Genomic DNA, 16,116 nt, shown 5'->3' with positions numbered 1-16,116 from the left:
TCGACCCTACTGATCCGGTCCGCCACAGGACGCGGGAGGGGCCTCAGCCGAGCCCGCGGACCCGGACCAGCAGCGCCCGCGCCGTGCGGTTGCCCCCGACGGTCCGGAGGCGTCCGCGCAGCCGGCCCACGGCGTCGTGCACCCGCGCCGAGTCCAGGTGGGGCACCACGTCCAGCATCTCGTGCCAGGTGGCACAGGCCCGTTCCAGATGGCCCTGGTTCAGGTGGAGTTCGGCGAGCCGCGCCAGGGTGACGGCCCGCGCGCGGCGCTCGCCGGGAGGCCGGTGCCGCAGTGAGGTGCCGAGCGCGGCGATCGCCCCGCGCGCGTCCCCGAGGGCCGCCAGCGCCTCGGCCTGCTGGTGGGCGAGCGCTGCGTGATGGTAGTCGCCGATGGCCGCCCGCTGCCCCGCCGAGCGCTCCAGCAGCCGTTCCGCCTCGCCCAGCCGGGCCACCGCCGCCCGCCGGTCGCCGCAGCCGGCCTCGGCGACCGCCAGCTGCCCGGTGACGAACGCGGCCTGCAGGGTGGGCAGCCTTCCCGCTTCCCGGGCGGCCGCCTCCGCCAGCTCCCACGCCTGTTTGCGGTGGCCCAGGTGGTGGGCCTGGACGCTCATGGCCCGCAGTACGGGCGCCCAGCACTGCGGGTCCCCCGCCTCCTGGCCGAGCCGCAGCCCCGCCCGGTAGTACGCCTGGGCCGTGCCCTGCTGGTTGCCGTCGAAGCACAGGAAGCCGGCGGTGTAGGCGAGCCGCGCGGCGCAGCCCAGCAGCCGGTGCCGCACCGCGGGTGCGGCGCCGGCGCGCAGCCAGGGCGCCACGGTGGTGGCGAGGTAGCGGGTCAGGGCGGGCCTTGCCAGGCCGCTGCCGAACATCATGTCGGCGTTGCGGAAGACCGGCAGCACGGCCTCGGCGGCCTCCACGTGGTGCTGCCCGATCCGCCCGGTCGGCCGGTCGGGCGCCCCGGCTCCTTCCGGCGGCGGCCAGCCGGGGGGCCGCCAGGCGGAGGAGTAGACCGGGATCTCCCCCAGCAGGGCCGCCGCCTCGGTGCCGGGGCCGGCGGCCCCCGCGGCGCCCGCACGGACGCCGGCCACCACCGCCGAGAGGTCCGGTGCGAGGACCTCCGTGCCGTGCGGGCCGGTTCCGGTGCGCTCGCGCATGCGGGCGGCGCCGGCCGGCCGCGCGAGACCGGTGTCGGCGGGGCTGACGCGACGTCCGGTACGCCGGCTCAGTGCCTCGGCGGCGAGGGCGACGACGTGCGCGGGGGGCCGGGTTCCTGCCAGCCAGTGGGATATGGAGGTGCGGTCGTAACGCAGGGTGAGGCCGGCCTCGGCGGCGACGCCGTTGACGGCGCGTGCGAAGTCCTGCCCGCTCCAGCGCGCGTCGGTGAGGAGGGTGCGGAGTCGTCCGTTGGGTTCACGCTTGGCCATCAGAACCGCCCAGCTCGTACACGTGTCCATCCATTCAACGCGGTCGGACATTCAACACGGCGGGGCCGGGACGGATGTACCGGGTGAGGCCGTCCTGCCCCTAACTAGACGTGTGCACCCGGTGGCACTCGGTCACACCGCGTGGCCCTGGCGTACGGGAGCACAGCAGATCGCGCGGAGCGGGACCGCCCCTTCCGGTCACTCCCGCACACCACCCCCCGCCCGGCCCCGGAGGGAGCACCGACCGGCAGAACACACCACCGTCGCGCACGGCACCCGCGCCACTCCCAGGAAGACCGACCGAGAGGAAGGCCCGCCATGTCCGTCGACCCCAGCACCGAAGTGAGCGCCGACCACCTGACCGCCGCCACCCGGCAGAGCCTGAGCACCGAGGCCGCCCGGAATCTGGCCACCACGACCAAGTCCGCGCCGCAGATGCAGGGGATCAGCTCGCGCTGGCTGCTGAAGATCCTGCCGTGGGTGCAGACCGGCGGCGGCACCTACCGGGTCAACCGCACGGTGAGCTACACCGTCGGCGACGGACGCATCACCTTCGTGAAGACCGGGACCGAACTCCGCGTCATCCCGCCGATGCTCCGCGAGCTCGGCATGCTCCGGAACTTCCCCGACGACGAGGTGGTCAAGGCCATCGCCGACCGGTTCGTGAAGGAGGAGTTCCGCAAGGGCGACGTCATCGTCCGCCGCGGCGAGCCCGTCGACAAGATCTTCCTCATCGCCCACGGGCGGATCGAACGGCTCGGCACCGGCGCCTACGGGGACGAGGCGAGCCTGGACGTGCTGAGCGACGGCGACCACTTCGGCCACCACCCGCTGCCCGACGCCCGCTGGGAGTTCACCGCCCGGGCGCAGACGGACGTGGTGACGATGACCTTCAACCGGGGCGACTGGGACGCGGCGCTGAACAGTTCCGCCGCGCTGCGCCGGCACGCCGAGGCCTATCTGGAGGCCGAGCGCGTCGGCCGCCGGGGCAGCGACGCCGTGGACCTGTCCGCCGGGCACACCGGCGAGGTGATGCTGCCCGGCACGTACGTGGACTACGACCTGGACCCGCGCGAGTACGAGCTCAGCGTCGCGCAGACCGTGCTGCGCGTGCACTCCCGGGTCGCCGATCTCTACAACAAGCCGATGAACCAGTCCGAGCAGCAACTCCGGCTCACCGTGGAGGCATTGAGGGAGCGTCAGGAGAGCGAGCTCGTCAACAACCCGGAATTCGGACTGCTGCACAACGCCGACTACGAACAGCGGGTCTACGCCCGTACCGGTCCGCCCACCCCCGACGACATGGACGAACTCCTCAGCCGCCGCCGCGGGTCGCAGTACTTCCTCGCCCACCCGCGCACCATCGCCGCCTTCGGCCGCGAGTGCAGCCGGCGCGGCCTGTACCCGGACAGCGTGGACTTCCAGGGCCACCGGGTCCCGTCCTGGCGGGGGGTGCCGCTGCTGCCCTGCAACAAGATTCCGGTGACGCCGGAGCGGACCAGCTCGATCCTCGTCCTGCGCACCGGCGAGGACAACGAGGGGGTGATCGGACTGCACCCGGTGGCGCTGCCCGACGAGTACCAGCCGGGCCTGTCCGTCCGTTTCATGAACATCAACGAGCAGGCGATCATCTCCTACCTGGTCACCGCGTACTACTCCGCGGCCATCCTGGTGCCCGACGCCGTCGGGGTGCTGGAGAACGTAGAGATCTCCCGATTCGACGACTGAGGGGGCCTCGTCATGACCGCTCGGCAGGAGAGCGACCGGCAGGAGAGCGCTGCGGGGCAGCCCTTCGAGCTGCCCGAGTTCTACCTCCCGCATCCCGCCCGCCTCAACCCGCATCTGGAGGAGGCCCGGACGCACAGCCGCGCGTGGGCCGCGGAGCGGGGGATGCTGGACGGCTCGGGCGTGTGGGGCCCGGCCGACCTGGAGGCGCACGACTACGCGCTGCTGTGCGCCTACACCCATCCCGAGTGCGACGGCCCGATGCTCTCGCTCGTCACCGACTGGTACGTGTGGGTGTTCTTCTTCGACGACTGGTTCCTGGAGCGGTTCAAGCGCACCGGTGACCGGGCGGCGGGGCGGGCCGCGCTGGAGCGGCTCACGCCCTTCATGCCCGCCGATCCGCGCGCGTCGATGCCCGAGCCCGCCAATCCGGTCGAGGCGGGCCTCGCCGACCTGTGGCGGCGTACGGTGCCGGGCCACTCGGCGGACTGGATCGCGCGCTTCACCCTCAGCACCCGCGATCTGCTCGACGAGTCGCTCTGGGAGCTCGACAACATCAACATCGGCAGGGTGTCGAACCCGATGGAGTACGTCGAACAGCGCCGCAAGGTGGGTGGCGCGCCCTGGTCGGCGGGGATCGTCGAGCACGCGGTGGGCGTGGAGGTGCCCGCGTCGGTCTCCGGAGAGCGGGCGCTGCGGGTACTGCGCGACTGCTTCGCCGACTCGGTCCACTTCCGCAACGACCTGTTCTCGTACGAGCGGGAGATCGGGAAGGAGGGGGAACTGAGCAACGGGGTGCTGGTCCTCGAGCGGTTCTTCGGCTGCACCACCCAGGAGGCCGCCGACCAGCTCAACAACATGATCACCTCGCGGCTCCAGCAGTTCGAGAGCACCTTCTTCACCGAACTGCCCGTGCTGTTCGCGGAGAAGGGCCTCGGCCCGGACGGGATCCTCGCGGTCCTCACCTACGCGCGCGGACTACAGGACTGGCAGTCCGGCGGCCACGAGTGGCACATGCGCTCCAGCCGGTACACGAAGACCCGCCCGGGCCGCACGGAGGAGGGCCTGCCCGGGTGGCTGCGCGGCCCCTCCGGGCTGGGCACCACCGGCGCCAACGTCAAGGCGTTGCTGGGCGTGACCGGCGGCGCGCGGAGGCTGCGCCGGCACGCCAACGTCCCGCACCCGGTGGGCCCGTCGGTCATCCCGGAGTTCTACCTGCCGTACCGGAACGTGCTCAACCCGCACCTGGCGGGCGCACGGGAGCGGCTCATCGAGTGGAACCGGGCGATGGGCATCCTGGACGAGGGCATCTGGTGGGAGGAGAAGGCGCGGGGGTACGACTTCGCGCTGTGCTCGGCGGGCATCGACCCGAGGTGCTCGGCGGAGGCGCTGGACATCAGCGCGGGCTGGCTGAGCTGGGGCACGTACGCAGACGACAGCTACCCCCTGGTCTTCGGCACCCCCCGGGCACTGGGCGCGGCCAGGGCGCAGACGCAGCGGCTGCGCGCCTGCATGCCGCTCGACCTGTCCGCGCCGCCGGCCGCGGCCAACGCGATGGAGCGGGGGCTGGCCGACCTGTGGCGGCGCACGGCCGCGCCGATGGGGACGCGCGGCCGGGAGATGTTCCGGTCGGCCATGGACCAGGTGCTGGACAGCTGGCTGTGGGAGCTGGACAACCAGGCGGCCAACCGGGTCCCGGATCCGGTGGACTACCTGGAGATGCGCCGGGTGACCTTCGGGTCGCCGATGACGATCTCGCTGGCGCGGATGGCGCACATGGACGTGGTTACGGAGGAGGTCTACGGGAGTTCGGCCGTGCAGTCCCTGCAGGCGGCGGCCTTCGACTACTCGGCCGTCATGAACGACGTGTTCTCCTACCAGAAGGAGGCGGAGTACGAGGGCGAGCTGCACAACCTGCTGATCGTCGTGGAGAACTTCTTCGACTGCGACTACCCTACGGCGCTGCGGGTCGTGAACGACCTGATGACCTCGCGGATGAAGCAGTTCGAGCACGTGGTGGCCAACGAACTGCCCGTCATGTACGCGGACCACGGGCTGGACGCGGCGGCCCGCGCAGCCCTGGACCGCCACGTGGACGAGCTGAAGCGGTGGATGGCGGCGATCGCCGTCTGGCACGCCGAGACGCGGCGGTACCGGGAGGAGGATCTGAAGCGCCACCACGCGCACCGGCCGGCCGTGGCGGCGGGCGCCGTGACGCCCAATCCGCCGGGCCGGGGCAGGCAGCTGCCCCCGGCTCCGCATCTCCCCGCTTGGGCCTGACCTGCGGGGCTGCGGAGCCACTCGCCGGAATGCGACATTCCCCTGGTCTTACGGCGCAAGTGGCGCATAATCATCGTCACGCGGCTCGATCGAACCCTCCTGCCGCACTTGGTCACGCATGCGATGGGGGGGCATCGTGCCGATGAGGGAATTGCGGACAACCACCATGCTTCCGGCGACATCCAACGAAATGTCCCGCCTGCTCACCGCTGTCCGGCGGGGACGGGTACTGACCGTGGCGGGGGGCCTGCGCGAGCCGCGGAGCCTGCTGGTGCGGGAGATCGCGCGGCGCCTCGCGTCCAACTTCTACGACGGGGTGGCCGTCGTCGCCATGGACCCGCTCCACGGCGGCTACGGCATCCGCGAGCTGACGGCCGAGCTGCGCTCCGTGCCCGGCATGCCCGTGCCGCCCCGCGGGGCGGCGAACGCCGCTTCGTGGCTGGCCGAACGGGACATGCTGCTCGTCTTGGACGGCGCGGAGCAGCTCGGCCCGGACGCCCTGGCCTGGCTGCGGAACCTGCTGTCCGTGGCCCCCGGGCTGCGGATCCTGGCCGCCGGCCGGTCCCCGCTGGCGTTCGAGCAGGAACGGATCCACCGCCTCTGACCGCGGGCTCCCGGCGTCAGTCGAGCTGCCGGCCGAGCTCGCGCCACACGGGGGCCGGGCAGCGCCCCTGGGGCCGCGAGGTGAGGAACAGCCGGTAGTCGACGCGGCGCGGCGGCAGGCCACTCTCCACCCAGTGGTCGCGGCCGGAGTGCTGGTCCCATCCGTCGTTCGGCATCCGGATGTGGTCGGAGCGCCCGTCCTTGTCCTTGCTGGTGATCTGGGCGACCTCGGCGTGATCGGCGTGGGCCGCCAGCACCACGCAGTAGTGGCGCAGCTGCCGCGCCGGGTCCTCGCGCAGCGGCACCATGGCCAGCCAGATCTCCCCCGGGGCGGGGAGGCGGGGGGACGCGGCGACGGGCCGGCCGCCCCGGGAGGCGTCCCACCGGCGGACCGCGACGACGAAGGCGAGTGCCACCAGCCCGGCGGCCATGCTCTCCGCCGTGGCGCGGACGTTCCACACCGGGTGGTCGCCGACCTTGCTCTCCGTCCACCACAGGGCCGCGGCCACCAGGGTGAGCAGGCCCGCCGCCCGGGCCGGCACCAGCCACCACACGAAGGCCCGGCGGCGGCTCGCGAAGAGCGCCAGGACCAGGGCCACGACGACCGGAACGGCATAAGCGACGAGGTGCTGCGCGAAGCCGTGCATCTGCTGCGGCGGCGTCTGCTCCGCCAGCAGATCGGGCAGGGCGAGCGGCACGGCCAGCAGATATCCGACCGTGGGCAGGACGAACACCAGGAGCAGGAGCCCCACGCATCCGATGCCGGCGCACGACGTGTCGGAGCGACGTCCCACAGATCCCCCTCGAGGTCACGGACCGCGAACGCTAGCGCAGGGCCCCCTCCCCGGCCACCATGTCCGGAATACAGGTCCCGTATACGGGTCCGGGATACGGGTCCGGGATACGGGTCCGGGATACGGGTCCGGGATACGGGTCCGGGATACGGGTCCGGGATACGGGTCCGCCCCGGCCGGGCGCGATGCCGGCCGGGGCGGAACACGTACGGCTGCCCGCCGCTGGGCCCGGGATCAGCCCAGGGTGGCGATCGCCTGGTTGAAGGTCGCGGACGGGCGCATGATCGCCGCGGCCTTCGTGGCGTCGGGCTGGTAGTAGCCGCCGATGTCGGCCGGGGAGCCCTGCACCGCGATCAGCTCGGCGACGATGGTCTGCTCCTGCTCGCCCAGCGTCTTGGCGAGCGCGTCGAAGGCCGCGGCCAGCTCGGCGTCGTCGGTCTGCTTGGCCAGCTCCTGCGCCCAGTACAGGGCGAGGTAGAAGTGGCTGCCGCGGTTGTCGATGCCGCCCAGCTTGCGGCTCGGCGACTTGTCCTCGTTGAGGAAGGAGCCGGTCGCACGGTCCAGGGTGTCGGCCAGCACCTGGGCGCGGGCGTTGCCGGTGGTGGTGGCGAGGTGCTCGAAGGAGACGGCCAGCGCGAGGAACTCACCGAGGGAGTCCCAGCGCAGGTAGTTCTCCTTGACGAGCTGCTGGACGTGCTTCGGGGCGGAGCCGCCGGCGCCCGTCTCGAAGAGGCCGCCGCCGTTCATCAGCGGGACGACCGACAGCATCTTGGCGCTGGTGCCCAGCTCCAGGATCGGGAACAGGTCGGTCAGGTAGTCGCGCAGCACGTTGCCGGTCACCGAGATGGTGTCCTCGCCGCGGCGGATGCGCTCCAGGGAGTACGCGGTGGCCTTGACCGGGGAGAGGATCTCGATGGTCAGACCCTCGGTGTCGTGCTCGGCGAGGTAGGTCTTGACCTTGGCGATCAGCTGCGCGTCGTGCGCACGGTCCTCGTCCAGCCAGAAGACGGCCGGGACGCCGGTGGCGCGGGCGCGGGTGACGGCGAGCTTGACCCAGTCCTGGATCGGCAGGTCCTTGGTCTGGCAGGCGCGGAAGATGTCACCGGCGGCGACCTCCTGCTCCAGGACCGTGTTGCCCGCGGCGTCGACGACGCGGACGGTGCCCGCGGCGGCGATCTCGAAGGTCTTGTCGTGGCTGCCGTACTCCTCGGCCTTCTGGGCCATGAGGCCGACGTTCGGCACCGAGCCCATCGTGGACGGGTCGAAGGCGCCGTGGGCGCGGCAGTCGTCGACGACGACCTGGTAGACACCGGCGTAGCTGCTGTCCGGGAGGACGGCAAGGGTGTCGGCCTCGGCGCCGTCCGGGCCCCACATGTGGCCGGAGGTGCGGATCATGGCCGGCATGGAGGCGTCGACGATGACGTCGGACGGCACGTGCAGGTTGGTGATGCCCTTGTCGGAGTCGACCATCGCCAGGGCCGGGCCCTCGGCGATCTCGGCGTCGATGGACGCCTTGATCGCGTCGCCCTCGGGCAGCGCGCCCAGGCCGTTCAGGATGGCGCCGAGGCCGTCGTTGGGCGACAGGCCGGCGGCGGCGAGGGTCTCGCCGTAGCGGGCGAACGTCTTCGGGAGGAAGGCGCGGACCACGTGGCCGAAGATGATCGGGTCGGAGACCTTCATCATCGTGGCCTTGAGGTGCACGGAGAACAGCACGCCCTCGGCCTTGGCGCGCTCGATCTGGTCGTTCAGGAAGGTGCGCAGGGCGTCGACGTGCAGGACGGACGCGTCCACGACCTCACCGGCGAGGACCGGTACGGAGTCGCGCAGCACGGTGGTGGCGCCGTCGGCGGCGACGTGCTCGATGCGGAGCGTGCCGGCCTCGGCGATCACGGCGGACTTCTCGGTGGAGCGGAAGTCGTTCGCGCCCATGGTGGCGACGTTCGTCTTCGACTCGGGGGTCCAGGCGCCCATGCGGTGCGGGTGCGCCTTGGCGTAGTTCTTCACCGAGGCGGGGGCGCGGCGGTCGGAGTTGCCCTCGCGCAGGACCGGGTTGACGGCGCTGCCCTTGACCTTGTCGTAGCGGGCGCGGGTCTCGCGCTCCTCGTCGGTCTTCGGGTCGTCCGGGTAGTCCGGGAGGGCGTAGCCCTGGCCCTGCAGCTCGGCGACCGCGGCCTTGAGCTGCGGGATCGACGCCGAGATGTTGGGCAGCTTGATGATGTTGGCCTCGGGGGTCTTCGCCAGCTGACCGAGCTCGTGGAGGGCGTCGGCGATCCGCTGGCTCTCCTCCAGGTATTCGGGGAAGCTGGCGATGATCCGACCGGCCAGGGAGATGTCACGGGTCTCGACATTCACACCGGCCGTCGACGCGTACGCCTGGATCACAGGCAGGAAGGAATACGTCGCGAGGGCCGGGGCCTCGTCAGTGTGCGTGTAGATGATGGTCGAGTCAGTCACCGGATGCTCCGCTCCACAGTCTGCGTCTCTCGTCTGCAACATTGCTCGACATCAAGATATCTCGTGATCGGGCCGGTCTGGACAGCCCCCTGCCGCCAGTCCGGGAGACGCGTGTCACGCGGACCCCCCGAACGGCGAAAAGCGCCGCCCCCGCTGTTCCCAGCCGGGGGCGGCGCTCAGCCGTGAAGGCTTGCGAACCAGGTCAGGCCTGGACGGCCTTCGGGTTCACGCCGTACTGGTTCGGCTGGTCGTTGCCGGCGGTGGCCAGCAGGACGATGAGCCAGATGAAGCCGACGAGCGGCACGAAGCTGATGAGGAACCACCAGCCGGACTTGCCGGTGTCGTGCAGGCGGCGCACGGTCACGGCGAGGTTCGGGAGGAAGGTGCCGAGCGCGTAGAGCGCGTACAGCCACGGGGAGGTGCCGATGACGGCGTCCAGGATCGAGACGATGATCAGCGCGGCCACGTTGAAGAGGAAGAACATCCAGTACTCCTGGCGGCGGGCGCGGCCGGAGAAGACGGTGTACTTCTTGAGGACGTCGACGTAGTAGTTCATGGGTCCCCCCAGAGGACGGTTGGTTCGGCCCGTCCTGCTGGAGCAAGCCGGGGCAGAACTTATGCCCCCCTTACGTCGCGGTCAAGCCAGTTGGCGCGAAGCCAAATCGGCTGGACGGGAAGATTTCCGGCATCGAATGTGCGACTGAGGAGCACAGGAGTGACGTCGTGTCCTCAGAAGTCCGAAAAGTCCATCCCGCGCGCCTACTTGACACCCCGGCAGCCACCTCGATCGTTACCCACATCGTTACCGCACCGCGACACCGCGGCCCGGGCCGCCTGGAGGAGGGTCCGGCCCCGGGCCGCCGCGGGCGTCAGCCGATGTGGAAGGAGTCCCCGTAGACCTTCCAGTCGAGCGGGGTGTTGAGGTTCAGGTTGCCCTTCTTGAGGAAGACCCGCTGCGCGGTGTCGACCCGGCTGGTGTCGCTGTGCGCCTCCTCCTGCTTCATCGCCCAGACCCTGGCGTCGAGGAAGGCGTTGAGGTACGCGGTCTCGTTGCCGCCCTGCGACGGGGGCTTGGCCTTGGACAGGGCGCGCTTGCGGATGTTGCGGAAGCTGGTGGGGTCGGTGCCGTCACCGTGCATGACGATGGCGTCGTAGTAGATGAACTGGCCGAGCACACCGATCCCGTCGGACCTGCCCTGCTGCACGGACGGGTTGAAGTAGACGCGGTCGCGCTCGTGGTCCTGGGCCTTCTTGAACTCGGCGTCCTGAGCCGCCTTCGCCCAGTCCCTGGTGAAGTTCGGGTCGAGGCCGGCGTGGGAGTCGCTGCCGTCGACCCTGCGCAGGGCGGGCAGGTACGTGGCGAGCACGTTGCCCGGCTTGACCCGGGTGTAGTGCTCGACGAGGTCGAGCATGTCGCCGGTGCCGGAACAGAAGCCGATGATGCCGGCCGTGTAGCCGCGACCGTCGTCTATGTCTTCTATGTACTTGTACTGAGCCTTCCAGTCCAGCGAGGAGTTCTCCGCACTGGAGACGATCTGCATGGCGATCTCCTTCTTCGCCGGATCGTCGAGTCCTACGGCCGCTGCCGCCGCGGTCTCCGCCGTGGGGGCAGGGGCCGCGGTGGCGTGGGCGGCGACGGGGGCGGCGATGAGCGCGCTGCCGAGCAGAGCGCCGATCGCGAGCATCTTGCGGTGGGGGGTGATCACAAGGCCTCCGTGGGGTAGTTGAGGCGTCCCTACTTCGTTAGGAAACTTTACTACCAGATCTGACGACAGCTCAAGACCCGTGCGTCACACGCCGATCGCCGTGACCGCCCGCTCCGCGTCAGGCCCGACGGGCGAGACGGGCCGTCAGTTCCCTCTTGGCGTCCGGCCATTCGGGGCGCGTGATGCTGTAGACCGCGGTGTCTCGGATCCAGCCGTCGCGCATCACCATGTGGTGGCGCAGGACTCCTTCGTGCGTCGCGCCGAGCCCCGATATCGCCGCCCGCGACCTGCTGTTGTGCACGTCGGTGAGGAACTCGACGCGGTTCATCCCCATGCCCTCGAAGGCGTGCGTGAGCATGAGCAGCTTGGCCTCGGTGTTCGCGCCCGTCCCCTGCCAGCTCCCGCCGAGGAAGGTGAAGCCGATCTCCAGCCGCCGGTACGCCGTGTTGATGGCCATGAGCCGGGTCGAGCCGGCGATCCGGCCCGTCGCGACGTCCACCGTCGCGTACGCGATCTGCGTGCCCTGCGCCCGCGCCGCCAGCGCGTCGTCGATGAAGCCGCGCACCTCGTCGGGGTGGGGGACGACCGTCACCGGGAGCTCCCACAACCTCCCGTCCCGGACCGCCTCGCACAGGCCGTCGTGGTGCCGGTGCGCGAGCGGCTCCAGCCGGACCCGGTCGCCCGCGAGCCCGTCGGCCGCCCCTCCCTCTGCCGTGCCGCCGTCCCGCTGCGCCGTCGTCCGCTCCATGTGCGACCCGCCCGTTCCCTGTCGATCATCGGTGACAGGCGGACCCTATCCGGCGTCCGCGCCCGCCCCGTCAGGGATTTCGCAGGGTCAGAGCCAGCCGTTGCGCCGGAAACCGCGGTGGATCACGAAGCAGGCGACCGCCATGACGCCGAGGACGAGCGGATAGCCGTAGGTCCAGTGCAGTTCGGGCATGTGCTCGAAGTTCATTCCGTAGACCCCGCAGACCATGGTCGGGACGGCGACGATGGCCGCCCACGCCGTGATCTTGCGCATGTCCTCGTTCTGGGCGACGGTCACCTGCGCGAGGTGTGCCTGGAGGATGGAGTCGAGCAGGTTGTCGTAGGCGCTGATCTGCTCGGTCGCCCGGGTCAGGTGGTCGGCCACGTCCCGGAAGTACGCCCGGATCTCCGGCGGGATGACCGGTATCGGCTGCGTGGCCAGCTGCTCCAGGGGGCGGCCCAGCGGTGCCACCGCCCGCCGCAGCTCCAGGAGTTCGCGCTTGAGCTGGTAGATCCGGCCGGCGTCGCCGCGGCCGCCGTTCTCGCTGAAGACCGCCGTCTCGACGGAGTCGATGTCGTTCTGCACGGCGTCCGTCACGGCCACGTAGTCGTCGACCACGTGGTCGACCATGGCGTGCAGAACCGCGGCGGGCCCCTTGGCCAGCTGGTCGGGGGAAGCCTCCAGCTCCTCGCGGACCGGGCCGAGGGTGCCGCTGCCGCCGTGCCGGATGGTGATGACGAAGTCCTCGCCGGTGAAGGCCATCAGCTCGCCGGTGTCCACCACCTCGCTGGTCGCGGTCAGCTCCTCGTGCTCCACGTACCGCACGGTCTTGAAGACGGAGAACAGCGTGTCGTCGTAGCGCTCCACCTTGGGGCGCTGGTGCGCGTGCACGGCGTCCTCGACCGCGAGGGGGTGCAGGCCGAACAGTTCGGCGAGCCCGGCGAGCTCGGACTGGGACGGCTCGTGCAGGCCGATCCAGACGAAGCCGTCGCCCGCCTTGCGGACCCGGCGCAGCGCCTCCTCGACCTCCGCGCAGTCCTCCTGCCGCACGCCGTCCCGGTAGACGATGCAGTTGACCACCGCGCTGCCGAGCGGGGAGCGGGCCGGGTGGCTGAGGTCGACGGCCCGCCGGTAGCCGCGGCGCACGGCCCGGCGCAGGTTGCTGAACATGGACAAGGACGTACTCCCCTTCGGCGGTTCACCGGCCAGTCTGCCATCGCCGCCGGGGCGTCCCCGCCGGGCCTCAGGTCCGGTCGATGAACACGCTCGTCGACTTCACGCGCGCCGTGGCCCGCGCCCCCACTTCCAGCCCGAGCTCCTCCACCGCCTCCCGCGTCAGCAGCGAGACGATGCGGTGCGGCCCGGCCTGGATCTCCACCTGCGCGTCGACCGTGCCCAGCTTCACGCCGGTGACGATCCCCGGGAAGGCGTTGCGCGCCGAGGTGTACGGGGCCTCCTCGCCGTCGCCGGCCTCCTGCGCGGCCTCGACGCAGAAGGCGGCCAGGTCCGGACCGTCCACCATCCGCCGTGTGCCCTCCCGGCGGGTGGGGAACCGTTCCGCGTCCGCCCAGCGACGGGCCGTGTCGACGCTGACGCCGAGCATCCGGGCAGCCTGTCCGATCGTGTAGGACTCCATGGTCCGCAGCTTAGGGGCCCCGGTGCGAGGGGCTGCGCAGGGCCTCCCCGGCCACCGCCGCGACCACTTCCGCCACCGTGGACAGCGCCGGCGAGTCGAGCTTCCACTGCTGCCAGTACAGCGGCACGTCCATCGGCCGCAGGGGCTCCAGGAGCACCAGTTGCCCCGTCCGCACCAGCGGCCGCGCCTGCTGCTCCGGCACCAGCCCCCACCCCAGTCCCGCGACCACCGCGTCGCGGAACCCCTCCGAGGTCGGAATGTGGTGGCGCACCGCTCCCGCCCCGGCCGCCGCGTCCCCCGTCAGCGACCGGACGAAGGCGTCCTGGAGGTCGTCCTTGCGGTCGAACACGATCGTCGGCGCCTCCCGCAGATCGCGCTCCGGCGCCCCCGTCAGGTACCGGGCCGCGAACCGGGGGCTCGCCGTCGGCAGGTACCGCGCCAGGCCCAGCAGCCGTACGCTGCACCCCGCCACCGGGTCCGGCGAGGAGGTCACCGCCGCCATGACCTGCCCCTCCCGCAGCAGCGCCGTCGTGTGCGACTCGTCCTCGCGGTGCAGTTCGATGCAGACCGGCGGATCCTGCGGGACGCGGGTCAGGGCCGGCAGGAACCAGGTGGCGAGGGAGTCCGCGTTCACGGCGATCGGCAGTCGCACCGGGCCGGTCCCGTCGGCCATGCCGAGCTCGGCCCGCGCGTCCCGTTCCAGCCGGGCCAGCTGCCGGGCGAAGCGGACCACCACCTCTCCCGATTCCGTCGCCCGCACCGGTTTCGTCCGCATCAGCAGCACCCGCCCGGTCCGCTGCTCCAGCGCCTTGACCCGCTGGCTGACCGCGGAGGGGGTCACGTGCAGGGCGGCGGCCGCGGCGTCGAACGTGCCCTCGTCCACCACCGCGAGCAGCGTGCGCACCTGGTCCAGAGGAAGCTCATCCATCACGAGCGCTAATGGTACGTAAAAATCCTTAGCTGTACTGAACAGAGGTCGGTGCCTACGGTCGACGACATGACACACGGCACTTTGACCGCGGCCCTCGCCGGCTTCGGCACCGGCTTCTCCCTCCTCGTCGCCATCGGCGCGCAGAACGCCTTCGTCCTCCGCCAGGGCGCGCGCCGCCACGCGGTCCTCGCCGTGGTCGCGATCTGCGCCGTGTCCGACGCGCTCCTCATCGCCCTCGGCGTCGCCGGCGTCGGCGCCTTCGTCACCGCCTGGCCGGCCGCCCTGACCGCGGTCGCCCTGGCCGGGGGCCTCTTCCTGGTCGGCTACGGGGTCCTGGCCGCCCGCCGGGTGCTGCGCCCGGTCCCGGGCGCCGCCCTCAGCACGGAGGGGGCCGCCGCCGGATCCGGCCGCCGGGCCGTGCTGACCTGTGTGGCCATGACCTGGCTCAACCCGCACGTGTACCTGGACACCGTCCTGCTCGTCGGCTCCCTCGCCGCCGACCGCGGGGACCTGCGCTGGGCGTTCGGCATCGGGGCCGGCCTGGCCAGCCTGACCTGGTTCGTCAGCCTGGGGTACGGGGCCCGGCTGCTGAGCGGCCTGCTCGCCCGCCCGTCGGCCTGGCGGGTGCTGGACGGGCTCGTCGCGGCGACGATGGTCACCATGGGCGGCCTGCTGCTGGCCCGCGCCTGAGCCGCATGTCGGCGGCGGGCACCGGCCGGAGCCCCGGCATAGTGCTCCTGCCGACGACCCGATGGACGAGACACAGCCCCAGGAGCCCGCCGTGACCGACCGCCCCTCCCCCGACGCGGTGCGCGAGTACCACGCGGCCCGGCCTGCCCCGCTCGTGGCCGCCACCGGGATCGTCCCGGACACCCGCGGGCGGGTCCTCGTACTGGCCGCCTCGCACGAGGCGGATCCGCAGCTCCCGGGCGGGACGGTCGGGGCCGCCGAGACCCCGGAGGCCGGGCTGGCCCGCGCGTTGCGGGCGGAGCTCGGCCTCCACGTGCCCGTCGGCCGGCTGCTGGCGGTGGACTCCCGGCCCCCGGGGGCCCTCGGCCGCGCCCTGGTCGTGCACGTCCACCTGGTCGGGCCGCTGACCCCGGAGGAGGCCGCGACGCTCTCGTTCCGGGACGGCGGGATCACCGAGGCCCGCTGGCTCCGGCCGGACGAGGCCTGCGAGGCACTGCCGGCCCGCACCGCACCCCGGCTGCGCGCCGGCCTGGCCGCCCTGCACACCGGCTCCTTCGCCCACCTCGTCGACGGCGTGCCGCAGCCGGGCTCCCCGGCCGGCCTGGACCCGGCCCGGCGCCTCGCCCTGGAACACTCCGGCGCCCTCGACGCGGCCAGCCACCGGGCCAGCCGGCCCAAGGCCGTGACCGCCGCGAGCGTGGTGTTCACCGCCGCCGACGGCCGGGTCCTGCTGGTCCAGCCCGCGTACGGCCGGAGCGACCGCTGGAACCTGCCCGGCGGCGGCATCGACAGCGACCTCGGCGAGACCCCGCGGGCCGCCGCCCGGCGGGAGGTCCACGAGGAACTGGGCCTCGACCTCGCCCCGGGACGACTGCTGGCCGTGAACTGGTCGCACAAGCCCGGCCGTCCGGCACGCATCCGCTTCCTCTACGACGGCGGCTCACTCGACTCCGCCGTCCTCGACCGGATCCGCCTCGACCACACCGAGCTCCTCCAGTGGCGCGCCGTCCCGCCCGCGGAGCTCCCGGGCCTGGTCAAACCGGCCCTGCGGCGCCAGATCACCGCCTGTCTGACCGCCCGCGCCACGGGCGCCGGCCCGCTGGAACTCCACGCCGGCCGCCCCTGACGG

Annotated in this window: 14 protein-coding genes; 5 read left to right on the top strand and 9 right to left on the bottom strand. The window is 72.1% G+C overall.

The genetic code is table 11. The features are described 5' to 3' along the window. Positions 1-43: 43 nt before the first annotated feature. Positions 44-1,420 carry a tetratricopeptide repeat protein gene (locus PV721_RS10130; protein WP_319722537.1) on the bottom strand — a complete coding sequence of 459 codons (1,377 nt, stop codon included), beginning with the start codon at positions 1,418-1,420 and terminating at the stop codon, positions 44-46. 318 nt (positions 1,421-1,738) lie between these two features. On the opposite strand from PV721_RS10130, the gene PV721_RS10125 reads away from it, so the two are divergent. From PV721_RS10125 to PV721_RS10115, 3 genes are all read left to right on the top strand, one after another. Continuing rightward, positions 1,739-3,148: a family 2B encapsulin nanocompartment shell protein gene (locus PV721_RS10125; protein ID WP_319722536.1), complete on the top strand. Its 1,410-nt coding sequence runs from the start codon at positions 1,739-1,741 to the stop codon at positions 3,146-3,148. Positions 3,149-3,160: 12 nt separating this feature from the next. Then, entirely contained in the window at positions 3,161-5,425 is a 2,265-nt protein-coding gene (locus tag PV721_RS10120; RefSeq protein ID WP_319722535.1) for a terpene synthase family protein, read from the top strand. 190 nt (positions 5,426-5,615) lie between these two features. After that, positions 5,616-6,029, top strand: coding sequence for a hypothetical protein (locus tag PV721_RS10115; RefSeq protein ID WP_319722534.1), 414 nt, complete (start codon positions 5,616-5,618; stop codon positions 6,027-6,029). Positions 6,030-6,045: 16 nt separating this feature from the next. Here PV721_RS10115 and PV721_RS10110 read toward each other — a convergent pair whose 3' ends face one another. The 8 genes from PV721_RS10110 to PV721_RS10075 form a co-directional block, all read right to left on the bottom strand. Continuing rightward, entirely contained in the window at positions 6,046-6,780 is a 735-nt protein-coding gene (locus PV721_RS10110; protein ID WP_319722533.1) for a hypothetical protein, read from the bottom strand. A 276-nt stretch (positions 6,781-7,056) separates the two neighbouring features. After that, the gene (locus PV721_RS10105) at positions 7,057-9,276 is read right to left on the bottom strand and encodes an NADP-dependent isocitrate dehydrogenase (RefSeq protein ID WP_319722532.1); all 2,220 of its coding nucleotides are present in this window, start codon (positions 9,274-9,276) and stop codon (positions 7,057-7,059) included. Positions 9,277-9,478: 202 nt separating this feature from the next. After that, on the bottom strand, positions 9,479-9,832 hold the full coding sequence (locus PV721_RS10100) for a DUF805 domain-containing protein (RefSeq protein WP_319722531.1): 354 nt from the start codon (positions 9,830-9,832) through the stop codon (positions 9,479-9,481). A gap of 313 nt (positions 9,833-10,145) precedes the next feature. Next, positions 10,146-10,961, bottom strand: coding sequence for a chitosanase (locus PV721_RS10095; RefSeq protein WP_319722555.1), 816 nt, complete (start codon positions 10,959-10,961; stop codon positions 10,146-10,148). 139 nt (positions 10,962-11,100) lie between these two features. Further along, positions 11,101-11,730 carry a GNAT family protein gene (locus tag PV721_RS10090; protein ID WP_319722529.1) on the bottom strand — a complete coding sequence of 210 codons (630 nt, stop codon included), beginning with the start codon at positions 11,728-11,730 and terminating at the stop codon, positions 11,101-11,103. An 87-nt stretch (positions 11,731-11,817) separates the two neighbouring features. Beyond that, complete coding sequence (gene corA / locus PV721_RS10085) at positions 11,818-12,900, bottom strand: magnesium/cobalt transporter CorA (protein WP_319722528.1); 1,083 nt, start codon at positions 12,898-12,900, stop codon at positions 11,818-11,820. Between the two features lie 73 nt (positions 12,901-12,973). Then, complete coding sequence (locus PV721_RS10080) at positions 12,974-13,366, bottom strand: TOBE domain-containing protein (protein WP_319722527.1); 393 nt, start codon at positions 13,364-13,366, stop codon at positions 12,974-12,976. 10 nt (positions 13,367-13,376) lie between these two features. After that, positions 13,377-14,294 carry a LysR family transcriptional regulator ArgP gene (locus tag PV721_RS10075; RefSeq protein WP_319722554.1) on the bottom strand — a complete coding sequence of 306 codons (918 nt, stop codon included), beginning with the start codon at positions 14,292-14,294 and terminating at the stop codon, positions 13,377-13,379. Positions 14,295-14,363: 69 nt separating this feature from the next. Here PV721_RS10075 and PV721_RS10070 point away from each other — a divergent pair, with 69 nt between their 5' ends. Continuing rightward, a complete protein-coding gene (locus tag PV721_RS10070) occupies positions 14,364-14,987 on the top strand; it encodes a LysE/ArgO family amino acid transporter (protein WP_319722526.1) in 624 nt (207 codons plus the stop codon). Positions 14,988-15,078: 91 nt separating this feature from the next. After that, the gene (locus tag PV721_RS10065) at positions 15,079-16,113 is read left to right on the top strand and encodes an NUDIX hydrolase (RefSeq protein ID WP_319722525.1); all 1,035 of its coding nucleotides are present in this window, start codon (positions 15,079-15,081) and stop codon (positions 16,111-16,113) included. Positions 16,114-16,116: the final 3 nt, after the last annotated feature.

It is taken from the genome of Streptomyces sp. MB09-01, assembly GCF_033794505.1.
Taxonomy (GTDB): Bacteria; Actinomycetota; Actinomycetes; order Streptomycetales; family Streptomycetaceae; genus Streptomyces.
The sequence above is the reverse complement of the archived record's forward strand: the minus strand, read 5'-3'. Positions and strand labels throughout refer to the sequence as shown.

Coding starts and splice junctions, on each gene's coding strand:
- PV721_RS10130 (WP_319722537.1), bottom strand. CDS start 1,420: ATGGCCAAGCGTGAACCCAACGGACGACTCCGCACCCTCCTCACCGAC.
- PV721_RS10125 (WP_319722536.1), top strand. CDS start 1,739: ATGTCCGTCGACCCCAGCACCGAAGTGAGCGCCGACCACCTGACCGCC.
- PV721_RS10120 (WP_319722535.1), top strand. CDS start 3,161: ATGACCGCTCGGCAGGAGAGCGACCGGCAGGAGAGCGCTGCGGGGCAG.
- PV721_RS10115 (WP_319722534.1), top strand. CDS start 5,616: ATGTCCCGCCTGCTCACCGCTGTCCGGCGGGGACGGGTACTGACCGTG.
- PV721_RS10100 (WP_319722531.1), bottom strand. CDS start 9,832: ATGAACTACTACGTCGACGTCCTCAAGAAGTACACCGTCTTCTCCGGC.
- PV721_RS10095 (WP_319722555.1), bottom strand. CDS start 10,961: ATGCTCGCGATCGGCGCTCTGCTCGGCAGCGCGCTCATCGCCGCCCCC.
- PV721_RS10090 (WP_319722529.1), bottom strand. CDS start 11,730: ATGGAGCGGACGACGGCGCAGCGGGACGGCGGCACGGCAGAGGGAGGG.
- corA (WP_319722528.1), bottom strand. CDS start 12,900: ATGTTCAGCAACCTGCGCCGGGCCGTGCGCCGCGGCTACCGGCGGGCC.
- PV721_RS10080 (WP_319722527.1), bottom strand. CDS start 13,366: ATGGAGTCCTACACGATCGGACAGGCTGCCCGGATGCTCGGCGTCAGC.
- PV721_RS10075 (WP_319722554.1), bottom strand. CDS start 14,294: ATGGATGAGCTTCCTCTGGACCAGGTGCGCACGCTGCTCGCGGTGGTG.
- PV721_RS10070 (WP_319722526.1), top strand. CDS start 14,364: ATGACACACGGCACTTTGACCGCGGCCCTCGCCGGCTTCGGCACCGGC.